Here is a 25528-nt window from a genome sequence, read left to right as displayed (position 1 = left end):
GGGCTCTGGTTCGGCAGTATTTCCTGAGACTGTGAGATAGCCCGGCATTACCTTGGCGAGTGAGCTAATGAATGCAGGGGCCGTGCCGAATTGTCCGGCAATGTGCCTGTATGCAGAAAAAATCTGGCGAAAGGTTGTTCAAAAATCCACCAGTCCCGGTATGATCGCGCGCCCTGATGCACACACGCCTGGTAACTCCCGATGATGAAGCCCAACCTGATTGCCGCCGCCGAGATCGATCGTCTCGATACGTGGGCAAAATACTCAGCCCCGATGTGCGGTTCCTGCGTGTCCAGCTGCTGCACGCTGCCGGTTGAGGTGAAGATCAAGGATCTGGTGCGCATCGGTGTGGTCGACGAATTCGAACTCGGTGATCCGCCGAAGAACATCGCCAAGCGTTTGCAAAAGGAAGGTCTGGTCGAGCGCTTCAACCAGAAGTCCGGCATCTTCACCTTGCAGCGCATGAGCAACAACGATTGCTACTACCTGGATCGTAAGAGCCGCCTGTGCACCATTTATGACAAGCGCCCGGATACCTGCCGCAATCACCCGAAGATCGGGCCGCGCCCGGGATATTGCGCTTATAAGCCGAAGGAAGTGGTGCGCGAGCAGAATTTTCGCGCGATCGAGAAGTTCTAAAAGCTTACCCTCACCCCAGCCCTCTCCCGGAGGGAGAGGGAGCCGACCGAGGTGTCTGGCGCCATACATCGACCTGAAACACCCAGGCGATTATGGATTCGGTTGAGCCCCACCAGGTCGACGCATTTCTAAAACATCCCCCAATCAGTCCCCTCTCCCTTCGGGAGAGGGCTAGGGTGAGGGGCTTTTGATCTTCAAGGCCCAACCTGCATTTCCCCCAGACAAACAAAAACGCCCCCGGTCTCGCGACCGGGGGCGTTTTTTCAAGCTCGGGCTAAATTACGCCTTGGCTTTCTTGGCAGCGCGGGTACGCTCGCTTTCGTCCAGGATCTTCTTGCGAAGACGGATGGACTTAGGAGTGACTTCGCACAGCTCGTCTTCCTGGATGTATTCCAGAGCCTGTTCCAGGGTGAAGCGAACAGGTGGAACCAGAGCGATGGTTTCGTCTTTACCCGAAGCACGCATGTTGTCGAGCTTCTTGCCTTTGGTTGGGTTCACACCCAGGTCGTTGTCACGGCTGTTCTGACCAACGATTTGACCGTTGTAGATCTCCTGGCCGTGTTCTACGAACAGCTTGCCACGAGCCTGCAGGGTTTCCAGCGAGTAGGTCAGCGCCTTACCGGTTTCAACCGAAACCAGAACGCCGTTCTGACGGCCGGACATGTGGCCCGACTTCACTGGAGCGTAACGGTCGAAGATCGAAGTCAGGATGCCAGCACCGTTGGTCAGGGTCAGGAACTGGTTACGGAAACCGATCAGACCGCGAGCAGGGATGTTGTATTCCAGACGAACACGGCCCTTGCCATCCGGCACCATGTTGCTCAGGTCGCCCTTACGCAGACCCATCTCTTCCATGACCTTGCCCTGCGATTCTTCAGGGATGTCGATGGTTACGTTTTCGAACGGTTCCTGCTTCACGCCGTCAACTTCACGGATGATCACTTCAGGGCGGCCCAGGGCCAGCTCGAAGCCTTCGCGACGCATGGTTTCGATCAGTACCGAGAGGTGCAGCTCACCACGGCCGGAAACCTTGAACTTGTCAGCCGAGTCGCCTTCTTCAACGCGCAGTGCAACGTTGTACAGCAGCTCTTTGTCCAGACGATCCTTGATGTTACGGGAGGTCACGAACTTGCCTTCTTTACCGCAGAATGGCGAGTCGTTTACCTGGAAGGTCATGGAAACGGTTGGCTCGTCAACGGTCAGCGGCTTCATCGCCTCGACGGTGTTGATATCGCACAGAGTGTCGGAGATGAACAGCTCGTCGAAGCCGCTGATGCAGACGATGTCGCCGGCTGCTGCTTCTTCAACGTCAATGCGGTGCAGACCGTGGTGACCCATCAGCTTCAGGATACGACCGTTGCGGCGCTTGCCGTCGGCGCTGATAGCGACAACCGGGGTGTTCGGCTTGACGCGACCACGAGCGATACGGCCAACACCGATAACACCCAGGAAGCTGTTGTAGTCCAGAGCGGAGATCTGCATCTGGAACGGACCGTCACGGTCAACGGCCGGAGGCGGAACGTGGTCGACGACCGCTTGGTACAGCGGGGTCATGTCTTCCGCCATGGCGGTGTGGTCCAGACCGGCAATACCGTTCAGGGCCGAAGCGTAAACAACCTGGAAGTCCAGTTGTTCTTCGGTAGCGCCGAGGTTGTCGAACAGGTCGAAGATCTGGTCCAGAACCCAGTCCGGACGCGCGCCTGGACGGTCAACCTTGTTGATCACCACGATTGGACGCAGGCCGGCTTCGAAAGCCTTCTTGGTCACGAAACGGGTTTGCGGCATAGGGCCGTCTTGAGCGTCAACCAGCAGCAGAACGGAGTCAACCATCGACATTACACGTTCAACTTCGCCGCCGAAGTCGGCGTGGCCCGGGGTATCCACGATGTTGATGTGGTAGCCGTTCCAGTTGATGGCGGTGTTTTTCGCCAGAATGGTAATACCGCGCTCTTTTTCCTGGTCGTTGGAGTCCATCACGCGCTCGTCGTTGAGCTCGTTGCGCTCCAGAGTGCCGGATTGACGCAGGAGTTTGTCTACCAGGGTGGTTTTACCATGGTCAACGTGGGCGATGATGGCGATGTTGCGTAGATTTTCGATCACTTGTGTATCTCGATCAGAGGATTCGGTTTGCTGACAAGTCTTGGCAGCGATTAGCAGTAGTGTCCGGCATGGCCGTTACAGCTTGACGGCGGTGTCGGGGGGCCGGTGACGCAGGCCACAGGCAAACAGCCCCGGGCACTTAGCTCGGTCGATAAACGCGCACATTGGCATGCCCCTCACTGAGCAAATGGTGAGCATGCAGGCGACTCATCACGCCTTTGTCGCAATACAGCAGGTACTGGCGAGTCGGATCCAGCTCCTTGAAACGAGCGTTCACTGCGTAGAACGGCATCGTCTGTACTTCTACGCCAGCGAGTTCCAGCGGCTCATCCTCGGCGGCATCCGGGTGACGGATGTCGATCACGATCTGGCCGGCCAGTGCTTCGCTGACTTCTTCAATCTGTACGTCCTGGCCCAACTCGTCGATCACCCGATCGATCGGCACCAGTTTGGCGTTTTCGAGCGCACGCTCGAGGACCGCCATGTCGAATTCTTTCTCTTCGTGTTCAACACGACCGCGTTTGGCGGCGGTCTTCGGATTGACCGAAATGACCCCGCAGTATTCCGGCATGTGCCGGGCGAAATCGGCGGTGCCGATCTCGTTGGCCGTGTCGATGATGTCCTGCTTGTGCGCCACGATCAGCGGACGCAGGACCAGTTTGTCGGTCACACAGTCGATCACCGACAGGTTCGGCAGTGTCTGGCTCGAAACCTGGGAGATCGCCTCGCCGGTAACCAATGCCTCGATGTGCAGGCGGTCGGCGATATTGGAAGCCGCGCGCAACATCATACGCTTCAATACGACGCCCATATGACTGTTATCGACTTTGCCGAGAATTTCGCCCAAGACTTCTTCGAACGGAACACTGACAAATAGCACGCGTTGCGAGCTGCCGTACTTCTTCCAGATGAAATGCGCGACTTCCATCACGCCCAATTCATGGGCACGACCGCCCAGATTGAAGAAGCAGAAGTGCGTCATCAGGCCGCGACGAATGATCTGGTAGGCCGCAACGGTCGAGTCAAAACCGCCGGACATCAATACCAGCGTCTGCTCCAACGCACCGAGCGGGTAGCCGCCGATGCCGTTGTGCTGGCTGTGGATCACAAACAACCGTTTGTCGCGAACTTCGATACGGACTTCGATTTCCGGCGCTTTCAGGTCGATACCGGCGGCACCGCACTCACGGCGCAGCTTGCTGCCGACGTATTTTTCGACGTCCATCGAGCTGAAGGTGTGCTTGCCGGCACGCTTGCAGCGCACCGAGAAAATCTTCCCGGCCAGCGCATCGCCGTAGTGCTGTTTGCACTTCTCGGTGATGTCGTCGAAGTCGCCCAGCGGGTACTCGTCGATCTGCAGGAAGTGCGCGATGCCCGGCATGCAGGTCAGGCGCTCGCCCATCTCTTTCAAGGCTTTGGGGTCGGTAACGCGGGTTTCCAGCTCGAGATTGTCCCACACACCGTTCACCACCACGGCCGGGTCCAGGTCGCGGAGCACGGTGCGGATGTTCTTGGCCAACTGGCGGATGAATTTCGTCCGGACAGGTCGGCTTTTGATGGTGATCTCGGGGAAGACTTTTACGATTAGTTTCATGAAAACAGCGCGCGAACGGCCAGCCGAAAAAGGGGGGCGCGGATTATAGCGGAAATTGCTCAAGGTTTAACCAGTTAATGTGTAGAAGGTTTTGCATGCACCAAAACGGGTCATTCTTGATTCGAGACGCTACATTAGAGGGCGAGATTTTCCGTATTCAGGCGCTTTGCACCTTTATAAGCGTGAATTTGGGGCAAAAAACCCATGCTGGGGCACTGGCATGCAATTTGCTCCCTTGTGAGGCAGGTTGCCTTGGCAGAGTATTCGCGCCGGCATCACCCAACTTTAAGGGCATCCACTACTAGCCCGAAGCCACCCGGAGGACATATGTCGAAGACGGTTCAACTCATCAAAGATCATGACGTCAAGTGGATTGATCTGCGCTTCACGGACACCAAAGGCACTCAGCACCACGTGACCATGCCGGCTCGCGATGCGCTGGATGAAGACTTCTTCGAAGTCGGCAAAATGTTCGACGGTTCCTCCATCGCTGGCTGGAAAGGCATCGAAGCCTCCGACATGATCCTGATGCCGGTTGACGAAACGGCCGTTCTCGACCCGTTCACCGAAGACGCCACCCTGATCCTGGTGTGCGACATCATCGAACCTTCGAGCATGCAAGGCTACGACCGCGACCCACGTGCGATCGCCAAGCGCGCCGAAGAACACCTGAAAGCCACCGGTATCGGTGACACCGTGTTCGCTGGTCCAGAGCCTGAGTTCTTCATCTTTGACTCGGTGAAATTCAAGTCGGACATCTCCGGCTCGATGTTCAAGATCTACTCCGAGCAAGGTTCGTGGATGTCCGACCAGGACATCGAAGGCGGCAACAAGGGTCACCGTCCAGGCGTCAAAGGTGGCTACTTCCCGGTTCCGCCGTTCGACCACGACCACGAAATCCGTACCTCCATGTGCAACGCACTGGAAGAAATGGGCCTGACCGTCGAAGTTCACCACCACGAAGTGGCAACTGCCGGCCAGAACGAAATCGGCGTCAAGTTCAACACCCTGGTGAAGAAAGCCGACGAAACCCAAACCCTGAAGTACGTTGTGCACAACGTTGCTGACGCATATGGCCGCACCGCGACCTTCATGCCGAAACCACTGTACGGCGACAACGGTTCGGGCATGCACGTGCACATGTCGATCTGGAAAGACGGCAAGAACACCTTCGCAGGTGAAGGCTATGCCGGCCTGTCCGATACCGCTCTGTACTTCATCGGCGGCATCATCAAGCACGGTAAGGCCCTGAACGGCTTTACCAACCCGGCGACCAACTCCTACAAGCGTCTGGTGCCAGGCTTCGAAGCGCCGGTGATGCTGGCCTACTCGGCTCGCAACCGTTCCGCTTCGATCCGTATTCCTTACGTGTCGAGCCCGAAAGCCCGCCGTATCGAAGCCCGCTTCCCGGATCCGGCTGCCAACCCGTACCTGGCCTTCGCAGCATTGCTGATGGCCGGTCTGGACGGTATCCAGAACAAGATCCACCCAGGCGACGCTGCCGACAAAAACCTGTACGACCTGCCGCCTGAAGAGGCGAAAGAGATCCCACAAGTTTGCGGCAGCCTGAAAGAAGCCCTGGAAGAGCTGGACAAGGGCCGCGCGTTCCTGACCAAGGGCGGCGTGTTCTCCGACGACTTCATCGACGCTTATATCGCGCTGAAATCGGAAGAAGAAATCAAGGTTCGCACCTTCGTACACCCACTGGAATATGAGCTGTACTACAGCTGCTGATCCGGTAGCGCCGCGTTACGTGGCGTGAGTGAAAGAGGCCTCCTTCGGGAGGCCTTTTTTATTGATAAAAAAACCCTCACCCTCCCGAAACGTCGGACCGCCCAGAGGGAGAGGGGACTGATCTCCATGCTTTTCAGAACCTGAGTTCACATGGCAATTTCAGGTCGGTGAAATTTGTGAGAGCAACCCGGTCAATCCCCTCTCCCTCTGGGAGAGGGTTAGGGTGAGGGCGTTACCAGATGTTTACCGAGTTGGGCCAACCGCCGCGTCTGGCCTATGCTGCACCCCATCGCTTTCAATCCCGGTCGATTTCATGGGTCGCATCTTTCTCTACATACTGCTGCTGATCGCCCTGCCCGCTGCCGCACAGATCTACAAGTACACTGACGCCAACGGCAACACGGTCTACAGCGATCATTCGCCCGATGGCGTGCAGGCGCAGCCAGTGGAGTTGCCGCCGCTTAACAGGGTCGAGCCGCAAACACCGAGCACACCGCCCGCATCCAGCACCGAAAACCGTGAACCTGCGCGCAATGCCTACGACATTCTTGAACTCGCCGGCGTGCCCAGCGAAGAAGCCCTGCGCGCCAACAACGGCACGTTCACTGTCAATGTGCTGATCAAACCGCGCCTGCAACCGCCACATCAATTACGGCTGGTCCTGGATGACGAGCCCTACGGCCAACCAAGCAACGTGCCGAGCCTGCAACTGGTGAACGTCGATCGCGGCGAACATCGCCTCGCTGTGCAGGTGATCGACGGACAGACGATCATCCAGCAGAGCCCGCCAGTTCCTCTCAGCGTACAGCGGGTGCACAAGCCATGATCCGCGCATGTTTGTTCGTCGTGCTGGCGCTGCTGACCCTGCCGGCCTCAGCAGAGGTCTTCACCTACACCGACGCACAAGGCAACCGCGTCTACACCGACCAACCGCGCGGCGACGCCAAGCGTGTGCCCATCGCGACCAGCAATCGCATGTCCACAAACCCAACGACCACCACGCCAATCACCACGACAAAAAAATCCCCGGAACAACCGCCGTTCCACTACGACATGCTACGCATTCTGGTGCCCGAACCCGATGCAACGATTCGCAGCAGTGCCGGCGAGATCATCGTCAGCGTCACCAGCGAACCTGGCCTGCAAACAGGCCACCGCTATCGCCTGCTGCTGGATGGCCAAGCCACCGGTGAACCCGGACTGAGTCCGGTGTTCCCGCTGAACAACATCGACCGTGGCAGTCACAACCTGTCCGTGGAAATCCTCGATGCCGAAGGCCGCACCGTCGAACGCACCGCCAACCAGCCTTTCCACATGCTGCGCATATCCCTCGCGCAGAAACGCCAGGTCAAACCCTGCGCCAAGGACGATTACGGCATCCGTCCGGAATGCCCACTGAAAGACAAACCGCCTGAGCCGAAAAACCCCTTCCTGCGTTTCTTCTAACCCCGCTCAGCTTTGCGCACTATATTGGTGCAATAGGTTGCACCGTACTCACAATCCAACCCATTTTGGTTCGAAACTTCCCGTTCGAGCTGGCACCCTGCCACTCAAACGAGCGTCAAACGCCTGTTTCAGGCGTTGAACGCTTCTTTTCAGAGCCTTGGTTTGGTTTTTGCATTTTCCGTTCACCGACGCTTGTTATTTGCGCACGCTCCGCCCCCAAAAGAGGCTCCGATGACTATTAGCGACGCAATCCACCGTTTGCTGCTCGACAACCTGACCACCGCCACCATCCTGCTCGACGCCGAATTGCGCCTCGAGTACATGAATCCGGCGGCGGAGATGCTGCTCGCCATCAGCGGGCAGCGTAGCCATGGGCAATTCATCAGTGAGCTGTTCACCGAATCCACCGAAGCGTTGAATTCCCTGCGCCAAGCCGTGGAACAGGCGCATCCGTTCACCAAACGCGAAGCGATGCTTACCGCCCTCACCGGCCAGACCTTGACCGTGGATTACGCGGTGACGCCGATCCTCAGCAACGGCGCGACCATGCTCCTGCTGGAGGTTCATCCGCGTGACCGTTTGCTGCGGATCACCAAGGAAGAAGCTCAGCTGTCCAAACAGGAAACCAGCAAGATGCTGGTGCGCGGTCTCGCCCACGAAATCAAGAATCCGCTCGGTGGCATCCGTGGCGCCGCGCAATTGCTGGCCCGCGAACTGCCGGAAGACAGCCTGCGCGATTACACCAACGTGATCATTGAAGAGGCCGACCGCCTGCGCAATCTGGTCGACCGCATGCTCGGCTCGAACAAACTGCCGTCGCTGGCGATGTGCAACGTCCACGAAGTGCTCGAACGCGTCTGCCAACTGGTCGAAGCGGAAAGCCAGGGCTGCATCACCTTGGTGCGCGATTACGACCCAAGCATTCCCGATGTATTGATCGACCGCGAGCAAATGATTCAGGCCGTGCTGAATATTGTGCGCAATGCGATGCAAGCGATCAGCAGCCAGAATGAGCTGCGCCTGGGCCGCATCAGCCTGCGCACCCGGACCATGCGCCAGTTCACCATCGGCCACGTCCGCCATCGCCTGGTAACCAAGATCGAGATCATCGACAACGGCCCGGGGATCCCGGCGGAACTTCAGGAAACCATCTTCTTTCCCATGGTCAGCGGACGTCCGGACGGTACCGGACTCGGTCTGGCCATTACCCAGAACATCATCAGCCAGCACCAGGGTCTGATCGAGTGTGACAGCCATCCAGGCCACACCACGTTCTCGATCTTTCTGCCACTGGAACAAGGAGCCACATCGACATGAGCCGTAGTGAAACCGTATGGATCGTCGATGACGACCGTTCTATCCGTTGGGTTCTGGAAAAGGCCTTGCAGCAGGAAGGCATGACCACCCAGAGCTTCGACAGCGCCGATGGCGTGATGAGTCGCCTGGCCCGTCAGCAGCCTGACGTGATCATTTCCGACATACGCATGCCGGGTGCCAGCGGTCTGGATCTTCTGGCGCGGATTCGCGAGCAGCATCCACGCTTGCCGGTCATCATCATGACCGCTCATTCCGATCTGGATAGCGCTGTTGCCTCGTATCAGGGTGGCGCTTTCGAATACTTGCCGAAGCCGTTCGACGTTGATGAAGCGGTATCGCTGGTCAAACGTGCGAACCAACACGCACAGGAACAACAAGGCCTGGAAGTCGTACCGGCACTGACCCGCACTCCGGAAATCATCGGTGAAGCGCCGGCGATGCAGGAAGTGTTTCGCGCCATCGGGCGCTTGAGCCACTCCAACATCACCGTGCTGATCAACGGCGAATCCGGCACCGGCAAAGAACTGGTCGCCCACGCCCTGCACCGCCACAGCCCACGCGCCACCTCGCCGTTCATCGCGCTGAACATGGCGGCGATCCCCAAGGATCTGATGGAGTCCGAGCTGTTCGGCCATGAGAAAGGCGCGTTCACCGGCGCGGCGAATCTGCGTCGCGGTCGCTTTGAACAGGCTGACGGCGGCACATTGTTTCTCGACGAAATCGGCGATATGCCGGCGGACACGCAAACACGCTTGCTCCGGGTTTTGGCCGATGGCGAGTTCTACCGCGTCGGTGGTCACGTGCCGGTCAAAGTCGATGTGCGCATCATTGCGGCGACACACCAGAATCTGGAAACCCTGGTCCACGCTGGAAAATTCCGTGAGGACTTGTTCCATCGCCTCAACGTGATCCGCATCCACATCCCGCGCCTGTCGGACCGTCGCGAAGACATCCCGACCCTGGCCAAGCATTTCCTCAGCCGCGCCGCGCAGGAGCTGGCGGTCGAGCCGAAGCTGCTGAAAAGCGAGACCGAGGAATACCTGAAGAATCTGCCGTGGGGCGGCAACGTGCGGCAGTTGGAGAACACTTGCCGCTGGATCACCGTGATGGCGTCCGGGCGCGAAGTGCACATCAGCGACCTGCCACCGGAACTGCTGAACCTGCCGCAGGACTCGGCGCCTGTGACCAACTGGGAGCAAGCGTTGCGTCAGTGGGCCGATCAGGCCTTGGCGCGTGGCCAGTCGAGTCTGCTCGACAGCGCGGTGCCGGCGTTTGAGCGGATCATGATCGAAACGGCTCTTAAGCACACCGCCGGGCGTCGGCGTGATGCCGCGGTTTTGCTCGGTTGGGGGCGTAATACCCTGACGCGCAAGATCAAGGAATTGGGCATGAAGGTTGATGGTGGGGATGATGACGAGGGGGATGAGGGTTAACGGTTTGTTCGCTTGAGGGTTGTTGTGAATTCAAAATCCAGCCCCTCATCGGAACGCCGCCCGCCCAGCCCTCTCCCAATGGGAGAGGGGAAAGGGAGCAGATCTCGGGTGTTTTCGAATCCCGAGTTCGGCGGGGTATTTCAGGTCGGCGTAACTTGACCGGGCGACCAGGTCAGTCCCCTCTCCCTCCGGGAGAGGGTTAGGGTGAGGGCCACTGTGCACCGCATCAATGCACGATGACCCGCGATTGAGCACAGTCGGATCCCCGCATCCGCTTGTGAAAACACTGAAAAATAAACTTTTCAAATGCACGAAAGCCCCGAATTCCGGGGCTTTCGTGTTTCCGGGCAGCTTTTTTTGTTTCAACAAATGAAAACCTGGCACGCCCCCTGCAATACCTCTCACAGGTGATTCGTTTCACCACCCGTTTCGGGGACCTTGGTACAGGCAGGCCGGGGATTCCCCTCTTTACACCGGGCTCATACCGCAACGCGACGAGCCCACCCTTTTGGGATCCTTGGTACAGGCAGGCCGGGGGTTCCCTCTTTACACCGGACCGACGCCAACAGCGACGTCCATCCTTTTGGGAACCCTGATACAGGCAGGTCAGGGATTCCCGCTTTTACACCATTCGCCGAGGCGTTCAGCCCGGTGTCAATCGAGCTTAGGCCGCTTGGGTAAATGATGCAGGGGCTGATTTTGCTGCCCCGAGTCATATTCCCGGATCTCGGCTTCCAGCCTGTCCAGCATTTTTCCGGGACTCCACTCTGTGAGAGCGATGTGGTTGAGCCGCGCCTGCTCGTCAAGGCCGCGCTCACTGTAGATCTTGAGGAACCACCAGACCCGCCGCTGCAAAAGCGGATGCTCGACATGAAATTCGGGTGTACGACTCAGTTTCCGGATCGCGTCCAGCAGGCTGGGCCGAGAACCGAAACTGTTCCAGAGCTGCAATTTTTCAGATAACTCTTTCCCCGGCGGCACATTTCGCAGCCAAAGATTTGCCGAGCGATCATTACTTTCAACTCCCAGCCAGATATCGGTACCTGTTTTGATACGTGCATGTATCAGCCGCCGGAGGGAAGCCGGATCTGTTATTGGATTGCCGATGAGATTGAAGCCGGCTCTGAGTTCAACGGATTCGGGAATCGACGTAATGCGGTTGTTCGCCAGGTTCAACACTTTCCCGGGAATCTCGCTGGTGATGCCTTCCGGAAAGCGGTCTAACCTTGCATTGGAAAGATCCAGCTCCTGCAGTGCGGTCATTCCTTTGAGTGACGGTGCGACGGAAAGCTCATTGTCACCAAGTCTCAAGACTTCCAGTTTTGACCGCCCGTTGTCGGCATCAAGCCCGCCAGGGAGGCGGTTTATTCCGATTCCTGTCAGATCCAACACACGCAATTCGGTCATCCTGGTAATGTCAGGTGCCACCAGCAAAAAATCATTCTGATGCAGATCAAGCACCTGTAAGCGCGAAGGACTAGGCAACTCAGCCATCACGCCAGCAAGATCTGTCATGCCATATGTGTTACCAAGCCTCAACACTTGCAATTCGGTCATACCGCTCACTGAAAACCGTGCAGGAAAGTTGCAATCCTGCAGGCTCAGCACGCGTAAACGGGATAGACCGTTCAACAATGTGGCAAAGCGCGGATTTATATCGAGTCTTGATTGAAGTATCTGAAACTGAGAATGCCCGGCGGCGTTATCCCAGACATGTAGCCCGGTGGCGAATCGCTCGCTTGTTACCGTCAGGCTTTCAATGTTGGGAAATTGCGCAAAAAACACCTCAGGATTCAGCCGCGCATTTCCTCTTAAAGAAAGCTCAACGACTGATTTGAATTTCAATGAATGCAGTCTGTCGACTGGCCATAGCATGAGATTCATATCCAGCTTGTAACCCGCTAGCTGCCCATCCTGCCCATCACGATAGACCCGCAGATCAGGCTGAGCTTGCCACTTGTACAACTGGCGTAACGTGTTCCACATTTCAGTCGCCGCCAGTTTTTCATTACCCCAGGTCTCGCGAGATGGAAAGTACGGGAAGCTGACGTGTTCGCTGCCCAGTTGCGCCAGCCCCAGCTGAATCCGCTTGAGCTCGAGCTCCGCTACGTCCTTGTCACCGAACCGGGCGATAAAATCATCCGCGTGTTGATCTGTCATATCCGGAAGATAACTTCGGACCTGAGCTCGGGTGGCTGGCTCAACGACCGTACGCGGGTACCAAAAACCGCTATCGGCATCACGCAGCATTACCGGACCGTGAAGCAAATCGCTTGGCCGCCGGGCTCGATGCAGCCCCGTCTCGGGATCCACGGCGACAAGCACAAATTCGCCATTGGCAACTTCAGCATAGGTGCGCTTCTTGAAAACCGTTAAACCTTCATTGTTGACTTCTGGAAGAATTGCCCGGGCGTTGATTACGTAGTGGTCCAGCGCCGACTGAGGTGTCGGCAAACGAGCTTCAACGGGGGCTGTCTGAACGACGACGGCAGGAGCCGGATGGATGACATCAATGTCTGTAGCACTGGCTAGCGACTGCGGGTTATCGGGGGTAAGACCTGATTCAACTCCTCTGCGCCCTGAGGGGCCGGGGAGCGAAGGGGCCGCCTCCACCGGCCGATTCGAACCGCCGGGAACATCTACGTGGGTACCGCCACCGCGCGGTGGTTTTACTGGCATGTTTTTTCATCCTTGAAAAAGTCGCCCCTGGCATTCAAGCAAAGGGACGATGGTTTTGGCATCCTGCCGGTTTAAAGGAGCAGCACACGATAGCGTGCACGGGTATTGAAGGAGATAGGAAAGGCAGACTGGCGAAGCGGGAAACAACGCCAAGAAACGTAGGAGAATCGGAGAGAGGCGACAGCTTTGCGATCAGTTTGCTTGCAAGCGGATCTCCAGCCGCCAACGGTCGTCGACCTTGCTGCCAGCCCAGTCGCCCTGCAATGGCCGCGCCGCCAGTACCGTCAACAGCAATCCGCCGTCACTTTTGCGCGTACGCCAGTTGACGTCTTTACCATCAAGCTTGAGCTGTCCCTTCTGCGCCCGGCCTTCAGCCTGAAACAACAGCGCCACCGTGCCGTCGATGATTTCGCCGTGCAGTTTGGGTTCGTTGTTGAACCACACCACCAGCCCTTGATCCGTCACCTCGACCTGTTGCAGCACGGTAGGATCCGGCGTGGTCAGGCGGCCGATCATCAAACCGATCATCACGCCGACAATCGCCAGCGAACCGATGACTCGCGGGAATAGTTTCGAACGGTTGTCCACAGGCGGCGTAGAATGCCGCTCATCTTTACCTTCGGAGCCGTGCATGTTTCACGTCATCCTTTTTCAACCAGAAATTCCGCCGAATACCGGCAACGTTATCAGGCTGTGCGCCAACAGCGGCTGCCACCTGCATTTGATCGAACCGCTGGGCTTCGAGATGGACGACAAACGCTTGCGTCGTGCCGGTCTCGATTACCACGAATATGCCACGCTGCAACGTCACGCGGACTTGGCCAGTTGCCTGGAAAGCCTGGGTAATCCACGGCTGTTCGCGTTCACCACCAAGGGTTCGCGACCGTTTCATGATGCCGCGTTTGTTCCTGGCGATGCGTTCATCTTCGGCCCGGAAAGCCGTGGCCTGCCGCCGGAAGTGCTCGACGCGCTGCCGCCGGAACAGCGCCTGCGCCTGCCGATGCGCGAAGGCTGCCGCAGCCTGAACCTGTCCAACACCGTGGCCGTCGCTGTATACGAAGCCTGGCGCCAGAACGACTTCAAGTAACACCACAAAACAAATGTGGGAGCTAGCCTGCTCGCGATTACGGCGTGTCAGTCAACTTTGATGTGTCTGACAGACCGCTATCGCGAGCAGGCTCGCTCCCACATGGGGTGTTGCTAAACCGTCTTATTGAACGGTTGGCGTCTCGCCGCTTTCCTGCATGCGCTGCAATTCTTGCGCGTACAGAGCGTCGAAGTTCACCGGGGCCAGCATCAGCGCCGGGAACGAACCACGGGTCACCAGGCTGTCCAGGGTTTCGCGCGCGTACGGGAACAGAATGTTCGGGCAGAACGCACCCAGGGTGTGGCTCATCGAAGCCGCATCCAGGTTCTTGATCAGGAAGATACCGGCCTGTTGCACTTCAGCGATGAAGGCGACTTCTTCACCGTTTTTCACGGTAACCGACAGGGTCAGCACGACTTCGTAGAAATCACCTTCCAGTGCTTTCTGGCGAGTGTTCAGATCCAGTGCGACCGCCGGATCCCACTGCTGGCGGAAGATCGCCGGGCTTTTCGGGGCTTCGAAGGACAGGTCGCGTACGTAGATGCGCTGCAAGGAGAATTGCGGTGCGGTTTCTTCTTCGCTGGCTGCAGTGTTCTGTTGGTCAGTCATCTCAGATCCTTATCGATCTTGGGTCTTTTAGGGAGTGCTGTACGTGGGTGCAGCCGTTCAGGCCTTGAGCAGCGCGTCGAGCTTGCCGGCGCGCTCCAGGGCATACAAATCATCACAACCGCCGATGTGCTTGCTGCCGATCCAGATCTGCGGCACGGACGTGCGTCCGGCTTTCTGGGTCATTTCGGCGCGCACCTGCGGCTTGCCATCGACCTTGATCTCTTCGAAGGCCACGCCTTTGTTCGCGAGCAACTGCTTGGCTCGCACGCAATAAGGGCAGTAATCGCTGGAGTAGACGATGACTTCACTCATATCACTTCACCAGCGGCAGGTTGTCGCCTTTCCAGCTGGAAATCCCGCCGGACAGCTTGGCGGCGGTGAAGCCGGATTTCATCAGTTCGCGGGCGTGGGTGCCAGCGGTCTGGCCCAGGGCGTCGACCAGAATGATGGTCTTGGCCTTGTGCTTTTCCAGCTCGGCGACGCGCGCAGCCAGCTTGTCCTGGGGAATGTTCACCGCGCCAACGATATGGCCGGCAGCGAAATCCTTGGCCGGACGGATGTCCACCACCACGCCTGCATCTTTGTTGACCAGTGCGGTCAGCTCGCCGGTGCTCAGGCTTTTACCGCCGCCCTGCATCGTGTGTGCCAGCAGCAGAGCCAGCAGTACGACGAAGATACCGACAAGAATGTAGTGGTTAGTGGCAAATTCAATCAGGTGAGCAACCATCGAAGGAGGTTCCAGGGCGTTAAAATGTCGGCCAGTATACACAGCCACTATGGTCGGCCAAACCCCGTCCGGCGGTGACGCGGTCGGAACTTAGCTTTAAACTCCAACTCCCTTTTCCATCGCCCTCTTCTTTATTAGCCACGAGTGGATTCCATGACGACTACGCCTAAACCTTTGGTCCTGATGATTCTCGACGGCTTCGGTCACAGCGACAGCCCCGAATCCAATGCCGTTTTTGCGGCGAAGAAGCCGGTTCTCGATCGCCTCTGGGCCAGCGTGCCGAACGGCTTGATCTCGGGCAGCGGCATGGACGTCGGCCTGCCGGACGGCCAGATGGGCAACTCCGAAGTCGGCCACATGAACCTTGGCGCCGGTCGCGTGGTGTATCAGGACTTCACCCGCGTGACCAAGTCGATCCGCGACGGCGAGTTCTTCGAGAACCCGACCATCTGCGCCGCTGTGGATAAAGCCGTGGCCGCCGGCAAAGCCGTGCATTTCATGGGTCTGCTCTCCGATGGCGGCGTGCACAGCCACCAGGATCACCTGATCGCCATGGCCGAACTGGCCTTCAAGCGCGGCGCCGAAAAAATCTACCTGCACGCCTTCCTCGATGGCCGCGACACGCCGCCGAAAAGCGCGGCATCGTCGATCGAGCTGCTCGATGCGACCTTCCAGGCACTGGGCAAGGGCCGTATCGCCAGCATTATCGGTCGCTACTTCGCCATGGACCGTGATAACCGCTGGGATCGCGTCGCTCAGGCGTACAACCTGATCGTCGACGGCAACAGCGAATTCAACGCTGCCACGGCGCAGGAAGGCCTTGAAGCCGCTTATGCCCGTGGCGAGAGCGACGAATTCGTCAAAGCCACGTCCATCGGTGAGCCGGTAAAAGTCGAAGACGGCGACGCCGTGGTGTTCATGAACTTCCGCGCCGACCGCGCCCGCGAGCTGACCCGCGTGTTCGTCGAAGACGATTTCAAGGATTTCGAACGTGCGCGCCAGCCGAAACTGGCCGGTTTCGTCATGCTGACCCAATACGCGGCCAGCATTCCTGCACCGTCGGCATTCGCCGCTGGCAGCCTGGAAAACGTGCTGGGCGACTATCTGGCGAAGAACGGCAAAACCCAGCTGCGCATCGCTGAAACCGAGAAATACGCCCACGTGACTTTCTTCTTCTCCGGCGGTCGTGAAGAACCGTTCCCGGGCGAAGAACGCATTCTGATCCCTTCGCCGAAAGTCGCCACCTACGACTTGCAGCCGGAAATGAGCGCACCCGAGGTCACCGACCGCATCGTCGACGCCATCGAAAACCAGCGTTACGACGTGATCGTAGTCAACTACGCCAACGGTGACATGGTTGGTCACAGCGGCGTGTTTGACGCGGCCGTGAAGGCGGTTGAATGCCTCGATACCTGCGTGGGTCGCATTGTCGATGCGCTGGAAAAAGTCGGTGGCGAAGCGCTGATCACTGCTGACCACGGCAACGTCGAGCAAATGGCGGACGAGTCCACTGGTCAAGCGCACACTGCGCACACCACCGAGCCGGTGCCGTTCATTTATGTCGGCAAGCGCGACCTGAAAGTGCGTGAAGGTGGCGTGCTGGCTGACGTGGCACCGACCATGCTGAAACTGCTGGGCCTGGAAAAACCGGCGGAAATGACCGGCACCTCGATTCTGATCTGACCCGAATCGCCAAAACACCGCAAAACCCTGTAGGAGTGAGCCTGCTCGCGATAGCCATCTGACAGTCGACTACTCTGTTGAATGTAAGTACGCCATCGCGAGCAGGCTTACTCCTACATTGGTTTGTGGTGTTTTTCCGGCCAGTTATCACACAGCCCCAATTGGGCGTTTTTTTTGCAGCCTCGGGCGGGCATACTAGGCCGTCCCTTACCCTGGTGCCGCCCGCCTCTATGCTCCGCGTCCTGATCGCCCTCGCTCTGACCTGCCTGCTCCAACCGGCCTTCGCTGATGAGCGCGCGCAAACCCAACAGCAGTTGGACGCCACGCGTCAGGACATTGCCGAGCTGAAAAAACTGCTGAGCAAAGTCCAGGAAGAAAAGTCCGGCGTACAGAAAGAGCTCAAGGGCACTGAAACCGAGCTGGGCAAGTTGCAGAAGCAGGTCGACGCGCTGCAGAAAGAACTGCAGAAAAGCGAATCCGAGCTGCAGCGACTCGATGCAGAGAAAAAAAAACTCCAGAGCGCGCGCACTGAACAGCAGCGACTGATCGCCATTCAGGCCCGTGCGGCCTATCAGAACGGTCGCCAGGAATACCTCAAGTTGCTGCTCAACCAGCAGAATCCCGAGAAATTCGCCCGCACCCTCACCTATTACGATTACCTGAGCCAGGCCCGCCTGGAACAGCTGAAAAACTTCAACGAAACCCTGCGTCAGCTGGCCAATGTCGAAAAAGACATTGCCGCCCAGCAGGCGCAATTGCTGGTGCAGAAAAGCACGCTCGATAGTCAGCGCGACGAACTGGAAAATGTTCGCAAGGAACGCCAGCAAGTCCTCGCCAAGCTCAACGATGACGTGAAGGCCCGCGATCAGAAACTCGCGGCCCGCGAGCAAGATCAGGCAGACCTGTCTAAAGTCCTTAAAACCATTGAAGAAACCCTGGCCCGCCAGGCTCGTGAGGCAGAAGAAGCGCGGCAGAAAGCGCTGATCGCCCAGCAGGAAGCGGAAAAAAAGCGTTTGCGTGAGGCGCAGGCTGAAACCAGCGACGCCCCACGAAAACCCGCCAGATCCACTCCCGGCGCGCTGGTTTCCAGCAGCGGTGAGACCTTCGGTGGCCCTTTTGCTGCAACCCGGGGAAAACTTCCTTGGCCGGTTGATGGTCGACTGCTGGCACGCTTCGGCGAAAGCCGTGGCGACGACGCCCGGACCAAGTGGGACGGCGTGATGATCAGCGCCTCCGCCGGCAGCCAGGTGCATGCCGTGCATGGCGGTCGCGTGGTCTTCGCCGACTGGTTGCGTGGCGCCGGACTGCTGGTGATCCTTGATCACGGCAATGGTTTTCTGAGTCTTTACGGTCATAACCAGACGCTGCTCAAGTCGGCTGGGGACGTGGTTAAAGCCGGTGAGTCGATCTCCACTGTCGGTAACAGTGGCGGTCAGGACACACCAGCGCTGTATTTCGCAATTCGTCAGCAGGGTCACCCGAGTGATCCGGCGCAATGGTGCCGTGCGCAAGGATAAGCGCACCGCCTAATTCAGGAGTTCGTTCGACATGCTGCATTTGTCCCGCCTTACCTCGCTGGCCCTGACGATCGCTCTGGTGATCGGCGCGCCTCTGGCGTTTGCCGCGCAACCAGCCCCGGCCGTCGCTCCGGCAGGTACAGCCGCGACCTCCAAGGCGCCGCTGCCGCTGGAAGAGTTGCGCACCTTTGCCGAGGTCATGGACCGGATCAAAGCCGCGTACGTCGAGCCAGTGGACGACAAGACCCTGCTGGAAAACGCAATCAAGGGCATGCTCAGCAACCTTGATCCGCACTCGGCCTACCTCGGCCCGGAAGATTTCACCGAGTTGCAGGAAAGCACCAGCGGTGAGTTCGGCGGCCTGGGCATTGAAGTCGGCGCCGAAGACGGTTTCATCAAAGTGGTCTCGCCAATCGATGACACCCCGGCGTCGAAGGCCGGTATTCAGGCCGGCGACTTCATCGTCAAGATCAACGGTGCGCCAACGCGCGGCCAGACCATGACCGAAGCCGTCGACAAGATGCGCGGCAAGATCGGCCAGAAAATCACCCTGACCCTGGTACGCGACGGCGGCACGCCATTCGACGTGACCCTCGCCCGCGCGGTGATTCAGGTGAAGAGCGTCAAGGCGCAACTGCTGGAATCGGGCTACGGCTACATTCGTATCACCCAGTTCCAGGTCAAGACCGGCGAAGAAGTTTCCAAAGCCCTGGCCAAGCTGCGCAAGGACAACGGCAAGAAGCTCAATGGCGTGATCCTCGACCTGCGCAACAACCCGGGCGGCGTATTGCAGGCGGCGGTGGAAGTGGTCGACCACTTCATCACCAAAGGCCTGATCGTCTACACCAAGGGCCGGATCGCCAACTCCGAACTGCGCTTCTCGGCCACCGGCAAAGACGAAAGCGAAGCGGTGCCGATGGTCGTGCTGATCAACGGTGGCAGCGCCTCGGCGTCGGAAATCGTCGCAGGGGCCCTGCAGGATCAAAAACGCGCCGTAGTCATGGGCACTACCAGCTTCGGCAAGGGCTCGGTACAAACCGTGTTGCCGCTGAACAACGACCGCGCATTGAAGATCACCACGGCGCTGTACTTCACGCCGAATGGCCGCTCGATTCAGGCTCAGGGCATTGTCCCGGACATCGAAGTACGCAAGGCCAAGATCACCAGCGAGGCCGATGGCGAGTACTTCAAGGAAGCCGACCTGCAAGGCCACTTGGGCAACGGCAACGGCGGCGCCGACAAACCGACCGGGTCTGGCAGCAAGGCCAAGGCCATGCCGCAGGATGACGATTATCAACTGGCCCAGGCCCTGAGCCTGCTCAAAGGCCTGAGCATCACGTCCGGCCGTTGAGGATGTCTTTGCGTTTCGTCTTCGTTCTGCTGTGCTGTCTGGCGGGTGCTGCTCACGCAGAACCCGTCAGCCCAAAGCCACACAAAGCCTACCTGACACTGATCATCGACGACCTGGGGCAGAACCTGCCCCGGGATCGCCGCGTGCTGGCCCTGCCCGGCCCGGTAACCACCGCGATCATGCCGGATACCCCCCACGCCACCGAGTTTGCCCGCGAAGCCCATCGCGCCGGCAAGATCGTCATCCTGCACATGCCGATGGACCCGGCCACCGGGCCGTACGCCTGGCACCCCGAATTGCCGATCGAAGAGCTGGAAAAACGCCTTAACGCCGCGTTCAAAATGGTCCCGTACACCGCTGGCATCAATAACCACATGGGCAGCCGCATGACTGCGCAACCGGTGGCGATGGCGTGGTTGATGGCTGAGTTGCAGCGCCGGCACAAGTTCTTCGTCGACAGCCGCACCAGTGCGCAGACCGTCGCCGCGCAACAGGCGCAGAAGATCGATCTGGCCAGCGTTTCGCGCGATGTGTTTCTCGATGACGAGCGTACGGAGGCGGCGATCTCCACGCAGTTGCAGACCGCGATCAGCCTGGCGCGCAAGCAAGGTTCGGCAGTGATGATCGGCCATCCATATCCGCAGACACTGGCGGTATTGGAGCGCGAATTGCCCAAGCTGAAGGCTCAGGGAATCGAGTGGATCGATATCAGGCAGATGATCAGCGTGCGCAGCAATCGCGCCATGCTCGGCCACGGTAAAGACGGGGTATATCGGTAATACCCTGTCACGCTGTTCAATACATAGTTACCGCCAGACACCTGAAACCTTTCCGGATAGTGAGACCTGCAACAGGTCGCGACTCCCTCGAGTCGCCTTTGAACTATCAGGAGTAACCATGACCACCAATACCCCGATCACCCCGCCTGCCGGGCGAATCGAACCCATCCGGATCGACAACCTGCTAATCAGCTTCACGACAGAGTTTCTCCGAGTCTGGGACACCGACGGTTTGCAGGCAAAAACGGCTTCCTTTTGGCACCCCACCCCTGCTCCCGATGTGTTGCCAGGCTATTTCCCCCTGGGCGACGTCGTCGCAAGAGGCCCCGGCAATATCAATGGCAAAAGAGTGGTGGCTGTCGTCTGCGAAGCTGCCAGCCCAAGCTCCGACCCCGCTAAAGGCAAGGCGCTGCGCCGCCCCGACGATTACGAGTTGATCTGGAAAGATTCTGGCTCAGGATCGAAAAGAGATCTGTCGATCTGGCGACCGATCCCCCCTGAAGGCTACGTAGCCTTGGGATCGGTGTGTTCGCACGACCACGAAAAACCCTCGTTCAACACTATCAGGTGCGTCCGGGAGGACCTGGTCATCGCATCGAATACCAGCGACCTGGTCTGGGACGACAAGGGCAGCGGCGCTCGCCAGCGTGTCAGCACCTGGAGTGCCGTTCCGCCAGTCGCCGCATCGGGTGAAATACATCTGGCATGCGGCAGCTTTGTCGGATTGAGCAACTACACCAAACCGGTGAATTTCCCGGTCTACTGCTTGCGCCTGAAGATCGCGCTTCAGATCAATCCGCGCCCAACGGCACCCGTGCTTTGCGCAGAAACACCGACGCCGCTGGTTGCTCCAGAGAACTCTTCTTATGTCGCCTCCCTGCCCTGGTTCGCGGTCAGAGATCCGCACTACTCTCGTATCGAGCAATTCAACCACTCGCCCTTCTACCTTCTGGAACGCACAGATCAGTATTTGCTCGTCGGCCATGCTAACAACACCGATAACCACAGCCAGATATTCAGGTGGAGCGCGCCCCGTGCACAGCGCGCAGGGAGCCTGCAGGCATTCACCCATACCACTTCTGTCGAGTTCGGAGCGCAATGGCAGACCAACCTGCACGACCCGCTGTTGTTTTCGGCGCGGCTGGGCCATGACTTCACCCAATGCGAAATACACTCGAACGAATGGCTCAACGCGGCAGCGATTGATGTGGTTGCTGTCGTAGACAAAAACAGGTCCGTGGCGGCTTACCTGATGCAGAGCGACTACCGCCTGCTGCGCGCCGATGGCACCTCCGTGACAGATGCTTTCAGCTACACCGATGGCAACAGCTTGCACATCAGCCAGTACGCGCCAATGGAGCCGGAGACCGTTGTCGTTGCTGCGCCGGAGCCCGCCGTGGAACCGATTGCGCAGGCGCCTGTGGCAATCGACGAAATCAGCGCAGCGCTTGCGGAGACGGAGTTGCCAGTGGCTACAGATACCGCCCCATGATCTCGTCGACCACACCTTCTTTGCGCAACTGATCCAGCGCGGCCTGAAGCTTGGCGACGACTTCGTCGGAGACGTCCTTGTTCAGCGCCAGATACAACTCTGCGCTGTTGAAGCGCAGCACGGTCTTGAGACCAGTGACACCATCCTGCCGTGCGAGATAGCGCCCGGCAGGATCACCGGTTGCCCAAAGGTCGATCTGACCATTGACCAGCTTCTTTGCGTTGTCCTGATCGCGCAGCACCACGATCGGCTTCAGGCCTTGTTTGGCCAATGTTTCGGCAATCGCATCGCCCTTATAGGCGCCGATCCTGTATTTGCGCGCTTCACTGAGGGTTTCGAGGGTGATCTTGCTGTCAGCCCTGGCCAGCATGATCCAGTCATCCGGACCGATCGGTCCGACCCATTTGAAGAGTTTTTCGCGGTCCGGCAGACGCGCCATTACAAAGGCGCCATAACCGGGATTTTCCAAAGCCAGTTTGTAGACTCGCTCCCAAGGAAAGCGCAGGGTCAAGCTGTAGGTGATGCCGGCACGCTGGAACATTTCACGGACGATGTCGGTGGCGATGCCGTTGATGTTCTCGCCCTGGGCGAAATTCTTGCCGTTCTTCGCCATGTTGTACGGCGGGAAGTTTTCGGTGAGGAGCACCAGATCGGTGTCGGGACTGGTTTCGGCGCGGGCAGTGTTGATGAGCAACATCGAGGCGCTGGCGAGAACAAGAAGCAGGCGTTTGATCATGTCGGGCTACCGGAATCCATGGCGTGCCCAAGAGTGCCTTGGGTGCGCCATGGTGTCCACTGGCCTGTACGGAATCAATGCATCACGGTCGAATAGCGAGCGTCGCCAGGACGACTTGTGCAGCTGGCTTTTTCAGTGACTGCAGCCAGTTTTAAATAGTGGACAACTTACATTTCGCTACAGCGCAACAGCCCCCACAAAGAAGAATTAAATTAAAGTCATCACGACCAACCAATATAACTTTCAACCTGGACCAAGGATCGGTCATGAACTACAGATCAAAGCTGACCAAAATTTTCGCCCTCCTGACGACCACCTTTACTTTGACGTCTTGCGCACACGCTTTTCCCGAAGCCGCAGAGCCAGTAGTTTTAAGTAACGCTAACGGGCAAAACAATCATTTAAATGGCGTCGGGCAGATCATCAAAGAAGACCGACGCTATTGCACCGCTTTTCTCATCGACACCCGCGATAATGACAATAAAGCAAACGGCGCAGCCTATATCCTGAGCGCCGGACATTGCGCTTCAATATGGATTGGGACAACTACCGACAAGGCTTATCAGGGCCAAATACAGTTCAACTATTTTCAAGACACACTGCTGGACGCCAAGCGTTACGATATTCAGACGGTCAAGTGGGCCAGCCTGGCCGGTACCGATGTTGCGGTCATGCAATTGAACACTTCGCTGCAAGCGGTGATCGACGATGGCATCAACCCACTCAAGATCGCTCACACGGCGCCTGACAAACCCGCCCAGGTCAACGTCATCGGCGCGCCATTGAGCGCTGCGGGCCTAAGGCTCTCGTCCTGTACGCAGGAGTCCGCCGATGCCACGCTAATCAAATCCCTGACCGTCCATACCGACTACCAAAAGCAGGATTGCAAAGGCATCGAACCGGGCTCATCCGGCTCTCCGGTCGTGGACAGCGCTACAGGGAAAGTCACCGGTGTCATGTCGGGAACCACCTACGGCATCGCCGCAGACGATCTGTGCTTCTGGCATGGACTTTGTGCAAACCCGCCCCGCCAATCCATATTGCCTGACCAGGCCAGTCAAAGTTTCTCTATCGATTACCTGATGTCCTGTTTCTCTGATGGCCACTTCAACATGGACGCACCTGCCTGTTCGCTGAAGCCCGACTTCAACTTCAGAGCCAGAAACAACGCAGACGTCACTCTTTATAAAACACCGGACAAAGGCCATGAAAATGGGCCAGTCTGGGACATCAGATTTTCAATGAGCACCGAGTTCTTTCGATTTAAAACTGTGCGCGATGCACATGCCTGTTACTTACCAGAACACTACAGCCAGCCAATTAATATCAGTACCGGCCTTATCAATAAAACGATCGGCAGTGAAGCTGGCTTATATTATCTGTGCCTGATGGGTGTCGACTCAGTCGATCAAGAACTTATCGAGGGAAGATTGCGCAATGCACAAATTCTGCCGGCACGACTGGTCAATCCGGGCGGAATTCGATTACCTGAACCCACCCCGCAGATCAAACCTGGTATTGAAGATCTGTTGATCGAATACCGTGAAACCACGGATCGCAATATCTGGACTCAGATATACGTTGGGGCCGCGGATTCAACGGACTGTGCCGCGATTGAATCCACAAGCTACAGCAAGATCGACGATAGCTTTCTGGTACCCAACGATGCCCTGCCACTGACGCTGTGCAGTTACACCATGGACCGCGATTTCAATACTTCGGCTGTGCGTACAGAGAGACTGCAAAAACCTTGAGCCTGTCATGCGTCAGCAAGCCGGGCGGTGAACCCTCATGGGGTTTCGCCCGGTAGCGCGCTGGTTCAACCCGATCAGCGCATCACGATACCGCGTTTGGCCATGTAGGCCTTGGCTTCCTGCACGGTGTATTCACCGAAGTGGAAAATACTCGCCGCCAGTACCGCACTGGCGTGGCCTTCGAGAATGCCGTCAGCCAAGTGCTGCAGGTTGCCAACGCCACCGGAAGCGATCACCGGAATGCCCAGCGCATCGCTGATCGCGCGGGTTACGCCAAGGTCGAAACCGTTTTTCATGCCGTCCTGATCCATGCTGGTCAGCAGGATCTCGCCAGCGCCGAGGCCTTCCATTTTCTTCGCCCACTCGACCGCGTCGAGGCCGGTCGGCTTGCGCCCGCCGTGGGTGAAGATTTCCCAGCGCGGGGTTTCGCCCGGGCCGGAAACTTTCTTGGCGTCGATGGCGACAACGATGCACTGCGAGCCGAAATGCTGCGCGGCTTCACCGACGAACTCCGGGTTGAACACGGCCGCGGTGTTGATCGACACCTTGTCCGCGCCGGCATTCAACAAGTTGCGAATGTCCTGCACGGTACGCACGCCACCGCCGACGGTCAGCGGGATAAACACCTGGCTGGCCATGCGCTCGACGGTATGCAACGTGGTGTCGCGGCCATCGACGCTGGCGGTGATGTCGAGAAAGGTAATCTCGTCGGCACCCTGCTCGTCATAACGACGGGCAATTTCCACCGGGTCACCGGCGTCACGAATGTTTTCGAACTTCACACCTTTGACGACCCGGCCGTTATCCACGTCCAGGCAAGGGATGATGCGTTTGGCCAGCGCCATGGTCAG

General features: G+C 58.1%; 22 protein-coding genes. 13 read left to right on the top strand and 9 right to left on the bottom strand.

What is annotated here, in order from left to right; all coding sequences use genetic code 11:
• Window positions 1–201 precede the first annotated feature (201 nt).
• Window positions 202–639 (top strand): YkgJ family cysteine cluster protein, encoded by a 438-nt coding sequence (locus ACRRSD_RS17145; RefSeq protein ID WP_038359983.1) that lies wholly within the window; start codon window positions 202–204, stop codon window positions 637–639.
• A gap of 279 nt (window positions 640–918) precedes the next feature.
• Here the strand turns inward: ACRRSD_RS17145 and typA are convergent, their stop codons facing one another.
• Complete coding sequence (gene typA / locus ACRRSD_RS17140; protein WP_003220792.1) at window positions 919–2739, bottom strand: translational GTPase TypA; 1821 nt, start codon at window positions 2737–2739, stop codon at window positions 919–921.
• 139 nt (window positions 2740–2878) lie between these two features.
• Complete coding sequence (gene thiI / locus ACRRSD_RS17135; protein ID WP_095047172.1) at window positions 2879–4333, bottom strand: tRNA uracil 4-sulfurtransferase ThiI; 1455 nt, start codon at window positions 4331–4333, stop codon at window positions 2879–2881.
• Between the two features lie 327 nt (window positions 4334–4660).
• On the opposite strand from thiI, the gene glnA reads away from it, so the two are divergent.
• The 5 genes from glnA (at window position 4661) to ntrC (ending at window position 10263) form a co-directional block, all read left to right on the top strand.
• Window positions 4661–6067 (top strand): type I glutamate--ammonia ligase, encoded by a 1407-nt coding sequence (glnA, locus tag ACRRSD_RS17130; RefSeq protein WP_007909254.1) that lies wholly within the window; start codon window positions 4661–4663, stop codon window positions 6065–6067.
• A 313-nt stretch (window positions 6068–6380) separates the two neighbouring features.
• A complete protein-coding gene (locus ACRRSD_RS17125; protein WP_435034391.1) occupies window positions 6381–6893 on the top strand; it encodes a DUF4124 domain-containing protein in 513 nt (170 codons plus the stop codon).
• Window positions 6890–7513, top strand: a complete 624-nt coding sequence (locus ACRRSD_RS17120; RefSeq protein WP_435034390.1) for a DUF4124 domain-containing protein — start codon at window positions 6890–6892, stop codon at window positions 7511–7513. Before ACRRSD_RS17125 ends, ACRRSD_RS17120 begins: the two co-directional genes overlap by 4 nt.
• 231 nt (window positions 7514–7744) lie before the next feature.
• Window positions 7745–8830: a nitrogen regulation protein NR(II) gene (glnL, locus tag ACRRSD_RS17115; RefSeq protein WP_007909240.1), complete on the top strand. Its 1086-nt coding sequence runs from the start codon at window positions 7745–7747 to the stop codon at window positions 8828–8830.
• On the top strand, window positions 8827–10263 hold the full coding sequence (ntrC, locus tag ACRRSD_RS17110) for a nitrogen regulation protein NR(I) (protein WP_435034389.1): 1437 nt from the start codon (window positions 8827–8829) through the stop codon (window positions 10261–10263). The genes glnL and ntrC overlap by 4 nt, the downstream gene beginning before the upstream one ends.
• Before the next feature lie 654 nt (window positions 10264–10917).
• Here ntrC and ACRRSD_RS17105 read toward each other — a convergent pair.
• Both ACRRSD_RS17105 and ACRRSD_RS17100 read right to left on the bottom strand, forming a co-directional pair.
• On the bottom strand, window positions 10918–12942 hold the full coding sequence (locus tag ACRRSD_RS17105; protein WP_435034388.1) for a leucine-rich repeat domain-containing protein: 2025 nt from the start codon (window positions 12940–12942) through the stop codon (window positions 10918–10920).
• 192 nt (window positions 12943–13134) lie between these two features.
• Window positions 13135–13575, bottom strand: coding sequence for a hypothetical protein (locus ACRRSD_RS17100; RefSeq protein ID WP_435034387.1), 441 nt, complete (start codon window positions 13573–13575; stop codon window positions 13135–13137).
• Between ACRRSD_RS17100 and ACRRSD_RS17095 the strand changes: the two genes are divergently transcribed.
• Window positions 13574–14029, top strand: a complete 456-nt coding sequence (locus ACRRSD_RS17095; protein WP_007909235.1) for a tRNA (cytidine(34)-2'-O)-methyltransferase — start codon at window positions 13574–13576, stop codon at window positions 14027–14029. The genes ACRRSD_RS17100 and ACRRSD_RS17095 overlap by 2 nt on opposite strands.
• Window positions 14030–14152: 123 nt before the next feature.
• Here ACRRSD_RS17095 and secB read toward each other — a convergent pair whose 3' ends face one another.
• Genes secB through ACRRSD_RS17080 form a run of 3 tightly spaced genes read right to left on the bottom strand, consistent with a single transcriptional unit; the run spans window position 14153 to window position 15365 of the window.
• A complete protein-coding gene (secB, locus tag ACRRSD_RS17090) occupies window positions 14153–14638 on the bottom strand; it encodes a protein-export chaperone SecB (protein ID WP_007909233.1) in 486 nt (161 codons plus the stop codon).
• Window positions 14639–14695: 57 nt separating this feature from the next.
• Complete coding sequence (grxC, locus tag ACRRSD_RS17085) at window positions 14696–14950, bottom strand: glutaredoxin 3 (protein WP_435034386.1); 255 nt, start codon at window positions 14948–14950, stop codon at window positions 14696–14698.
• A gap of 1 nt (window position 14951) precedes the next feature.
• Complete coding sequence (locus ACRRSD_RS17080; RefSeq protein WP_016986346.1) at window positions 14952–15365, bottom strand: rhodanese-like domain-containing protein; 414 nt, start codon at window positions 15363–15365, stop codon at window positions 14952–14954.
• 153 nt (window positions 15366–15518) lie between these two features.
• On the opposite strand from ACRRSD_RS17080, the gene gpmI reads away from it, so the two are divergent.
• From gpmI to ACRRSD_RS17055, 5 genes are all read left to right on the top strand, one after another.
• Complete coding sequence (gpmI, locus tag ACRRSD_RS17075; RefSeq protein ID WP_435034385.1) at window positions 15519–17048, top strand: 2,3-bisphosphoglycerate-independent phosphoglycerate mutase; 1530 nt, start codon at window positions 15519–15521, stop codon at window positions 17046–17048.
• 230 nt (window positions 17049–17278) lie between these two features.
• Window positions 17279–18565, top strand: a complete 1287-nt coding sequence (locus ACRRSD_RS17070) for a murein hydrolase activator EnvC family protein (RefSeq protein ID WP_435034384.1) — start codon at window positions 17279–17281, stop codon at window positions 18563–18565.
• A 31-nt stretch (window positions 18566–18596) separates the two neighbouring features.
• Entirely contained in the window at window positions 18597–19916 is a 1320-nt protein-coding gene (locus ACRRSD_RS17065) for a S41 family peptidase (protein ID WP_435034383.1), read from the top strand.
• Window positions 19917–19918: 2 nt separating this feature from the next.
• Window positions 19919–20695, top strand: coding sequence for a divergent polysaccharide deacetylase family protein (locus ACRRSD_RS17060; RefSeq protein ID WP_038359962.1), 777 nt, complete (start codon window positions 19919–19921; stop codon window positions 20693–20695).
• 118 nt (window positions 20696–20813) lie between these two features.
• The gene (locus tag ACRRSD_RS17055; protein ID WP_435034382.1) at window positions 20814–22187 is read left to right on the top strand and encodes a Vps62-related protein; all 1374 of its coding nucleotides are present in this window, start codon (window positions 20814–20816) and stop codon (window positions 22185–22187) included.
• Here the strand turns inward: ACRRSD_RS17055 and ACRRSD_RS17050 are convergent.
• Window positions 22168–22923 (bottom strand): substrate-binding periplasmic protein, encoded by a 756-nt coding sequence (locus ACRRSD_RS17050; RefSeq protein WP_435034381.1) that lies wholly within the window; start codon window positions 22921–22923, stop codon window positions 22168–22170. The genes ACRRSD_RS17055 and ACRRSD_RS17050 overlap by 20 nt on opposite strands.
• Window positions 22924–23189: 266 nt before the next feature.
• On the opposite strand from ACRRSD_RS17050, the gene ACRRSD_RS17045 reads away from it, so the two are divergent.
• Window positions 23190–24677, top strand: a complete 1488-nt coding sequence (locus tag ACRRSD_RS17045) for a trypsin-like serine peptidase (protein ID WP_435034380.1) — start codon at window positions 23190–23192, stop codon at window positions 24675–24677.
• A 74-nt stretch (window positions 24678–24751) separates the two neighbouring features.
• On the opposite strand, the gene hisF is transcribed toward ACRRSD_RS17045, so the two are convergent.
• Window positions 24752–25522, bottom strand: coding sequence for an imidazole glycerol phosphate synthase subunit HisF (hisF, locus tag ACRRSD_RS17040; RefSeq protein WP_007909211.1), 771 nt, complete (start codon window positions 25520–25522; stop codon window positions 24752–24754).
• Window positions 25523–25528: the final 6 nt, after the last annotated feature.

Origin of the sequence: Pseudomonas neuropathica (assembly GCF_051174785.1) — a bacterium.
Classification (GTDB): domain Bacteria; phylum Pseudomonadota; class Gammaproteobacteria; order Pseudomonadales; family Pseudomonadaceae; genus Aquipseudomonas; species Aquipseudomonas neuropathica_A.
This window is presented reverse-complemented; position numbering and strand designations above follow the sequence as displayed.

What these genes read in the sequence shown, in the direction of transcription:
- ACRRSD_RS17145 (WP_038359983.1), top strand. Translation starts at nt 202, where the DNA reads ATGATGAAGCCCAACCTGATTGCCGCCGCCGAGATCGATCGTCTCGAT.
- thiI (WP_095047172.1), bottom strand. Translation starts at nt 4,333, where the DNA reads ATGAAACTAATCGTAAAAGTCTTCCCCGAGATCACCATCAAAAGCCGA.
- glnA (WP_007909254.1), top strand. Translation starts at nt 4,661, where the DNA reads ATGTCGAAGACGGTTCAACTCATCAAAGATCATGACGTCAAGTGGATT.
- ACRRSD_RS17125 (WP_435034391.1), top strand. Translation starts at nt 6,381, where the DNA reads ATGGGTCGCATCTTTCTCTACATACTGCTGCTGATCGCCCTGCCCGCT.
- ACRRSD_RS17120 (WP_435034390.1), top strand. Translation starts at nt 6,890, where the DNA reads ATGATCCGCGCATGTTTGTTCGTCGTGCTGGCGCTGCTGACCCTGCCG.
- glnL (WP_007909240.1), top strand. Translation starts at nt 7,745, where the DNA reads ATGACTATTAGCGACGCAATCCACCGTTTGCTGCTCGACAACCTGACC.
- ntrC (WP_435034389.1), top strand. Translation starts at nt 8,827, where the DNA reads ATGAGCCGTAGTGAAACCGTATGGATCGTCGATGACGACCGTTCTATC.
- ACRRSD_RS17105 (WP_435034388.1), bottom strand. Translation starts at nt 12,942, where the DNA reads ATGCCAGTAAAACCACCGCGCGGTGGCGGTACCCACGTAGATGTTCCC.
- ACRRSD_RS17095 (WP_007909235.1), top strand. Translation starts at nt 13,574, where the DNA reads ATGTTTCACGTCATCCTTTTTCAACCAGAAATTCCGCCGAATACCGGC.
- ACRRSD_RS17100 (WP_435034387.1), bottom strand. Translation starts at nt 13,575, where the DNA reads ATGCACGGCTCCGAAGGTAAAGATGAGCGGCATTCTACGCCGCCTGTG.
- secB (WP_007909233.1), bottom strand. Translation starts at nt 14,638, where the DNA reads ATGACTGACCAACAGAACACTGCAGCCAGCGAAGAAGAAACCGCACCG.
- grxC (WP_435034386.1), bottom strand. Translation starts at nt 14,950, where the DNA reads ATGAGTGAAGTCATCGTCTACTCCAGCGATTACTGCCCTTATTGCGTG.
- ACRRSD_RS17080 (WP_016986346.1), bottom strand. Translation starts at nt 15,365, where the DNA reads ATGGTTGCTCACCTGATTGAATTTGCCACTAACCACTACATTCTTGTC.
- gpmI (WP_435034385.1), top strand. Translation starts at nt 15,519, where the DNA reads ATGACGACTACGCCTAAACCTTTGGTCCTGATGATTCTCGACGGCTTC.
- ACRRSD_RS17070 (WP_435034384.1), top strand. Translation starts at nt 17,279, where the DNA reads ATGCTCCGCGTCCTGATCGCCCTCGCTCTGACCTGCCTGCTCCAACCG.
- ACRRSD_RS17065 (WP_435034383.1), top strand. Translation starts at nt 18,597, where the DNA reads ATGCTGCATTTGTCCCGCCTTACCTCGCTGGCCCTGACGATCGCTCTG.
- ACRRSD_RS17060 (WP_038359962.1), top strand. Translation starts at nt 19,919, where the DNA reads ATGTCTTTGCGTTTCGTCTTCGTTCTGCTGTGCTGTCTGGCGGGTGCT.
- ACRRSD_RS17055 (WP_435034382.1), top strand. Translation starts at nt 20,814, where the DNA reads ATGACCACCAATACCCCGATCACCCCGCCTGCCGGGCGAATCGAACCC.
- ACRRSD_RS17050 (WP_435034381.1), bottom strand. Translation starts at nt 22,923, where the DNA reads ATGATCAAACGCCTGCTTCTTGTTCTCGCCAGCGCCTCGATGTTGCTC.
- ACRRSD_RS17045 (WP_435034380.1), top strand. Translation starts at nt 23,190, where the DNA reads ATGAACTACAGATCAAAGCTGACCAAAATTTTCGCCCTCCTGACGACC.
- hisF (WP_007909211.1), bottom strand. Translation starts at nt 25,522, where the DNA reads ATGGCGCTGGCCAAACGCATCATCCCTTGCCTGGACGTGGATAACGGC.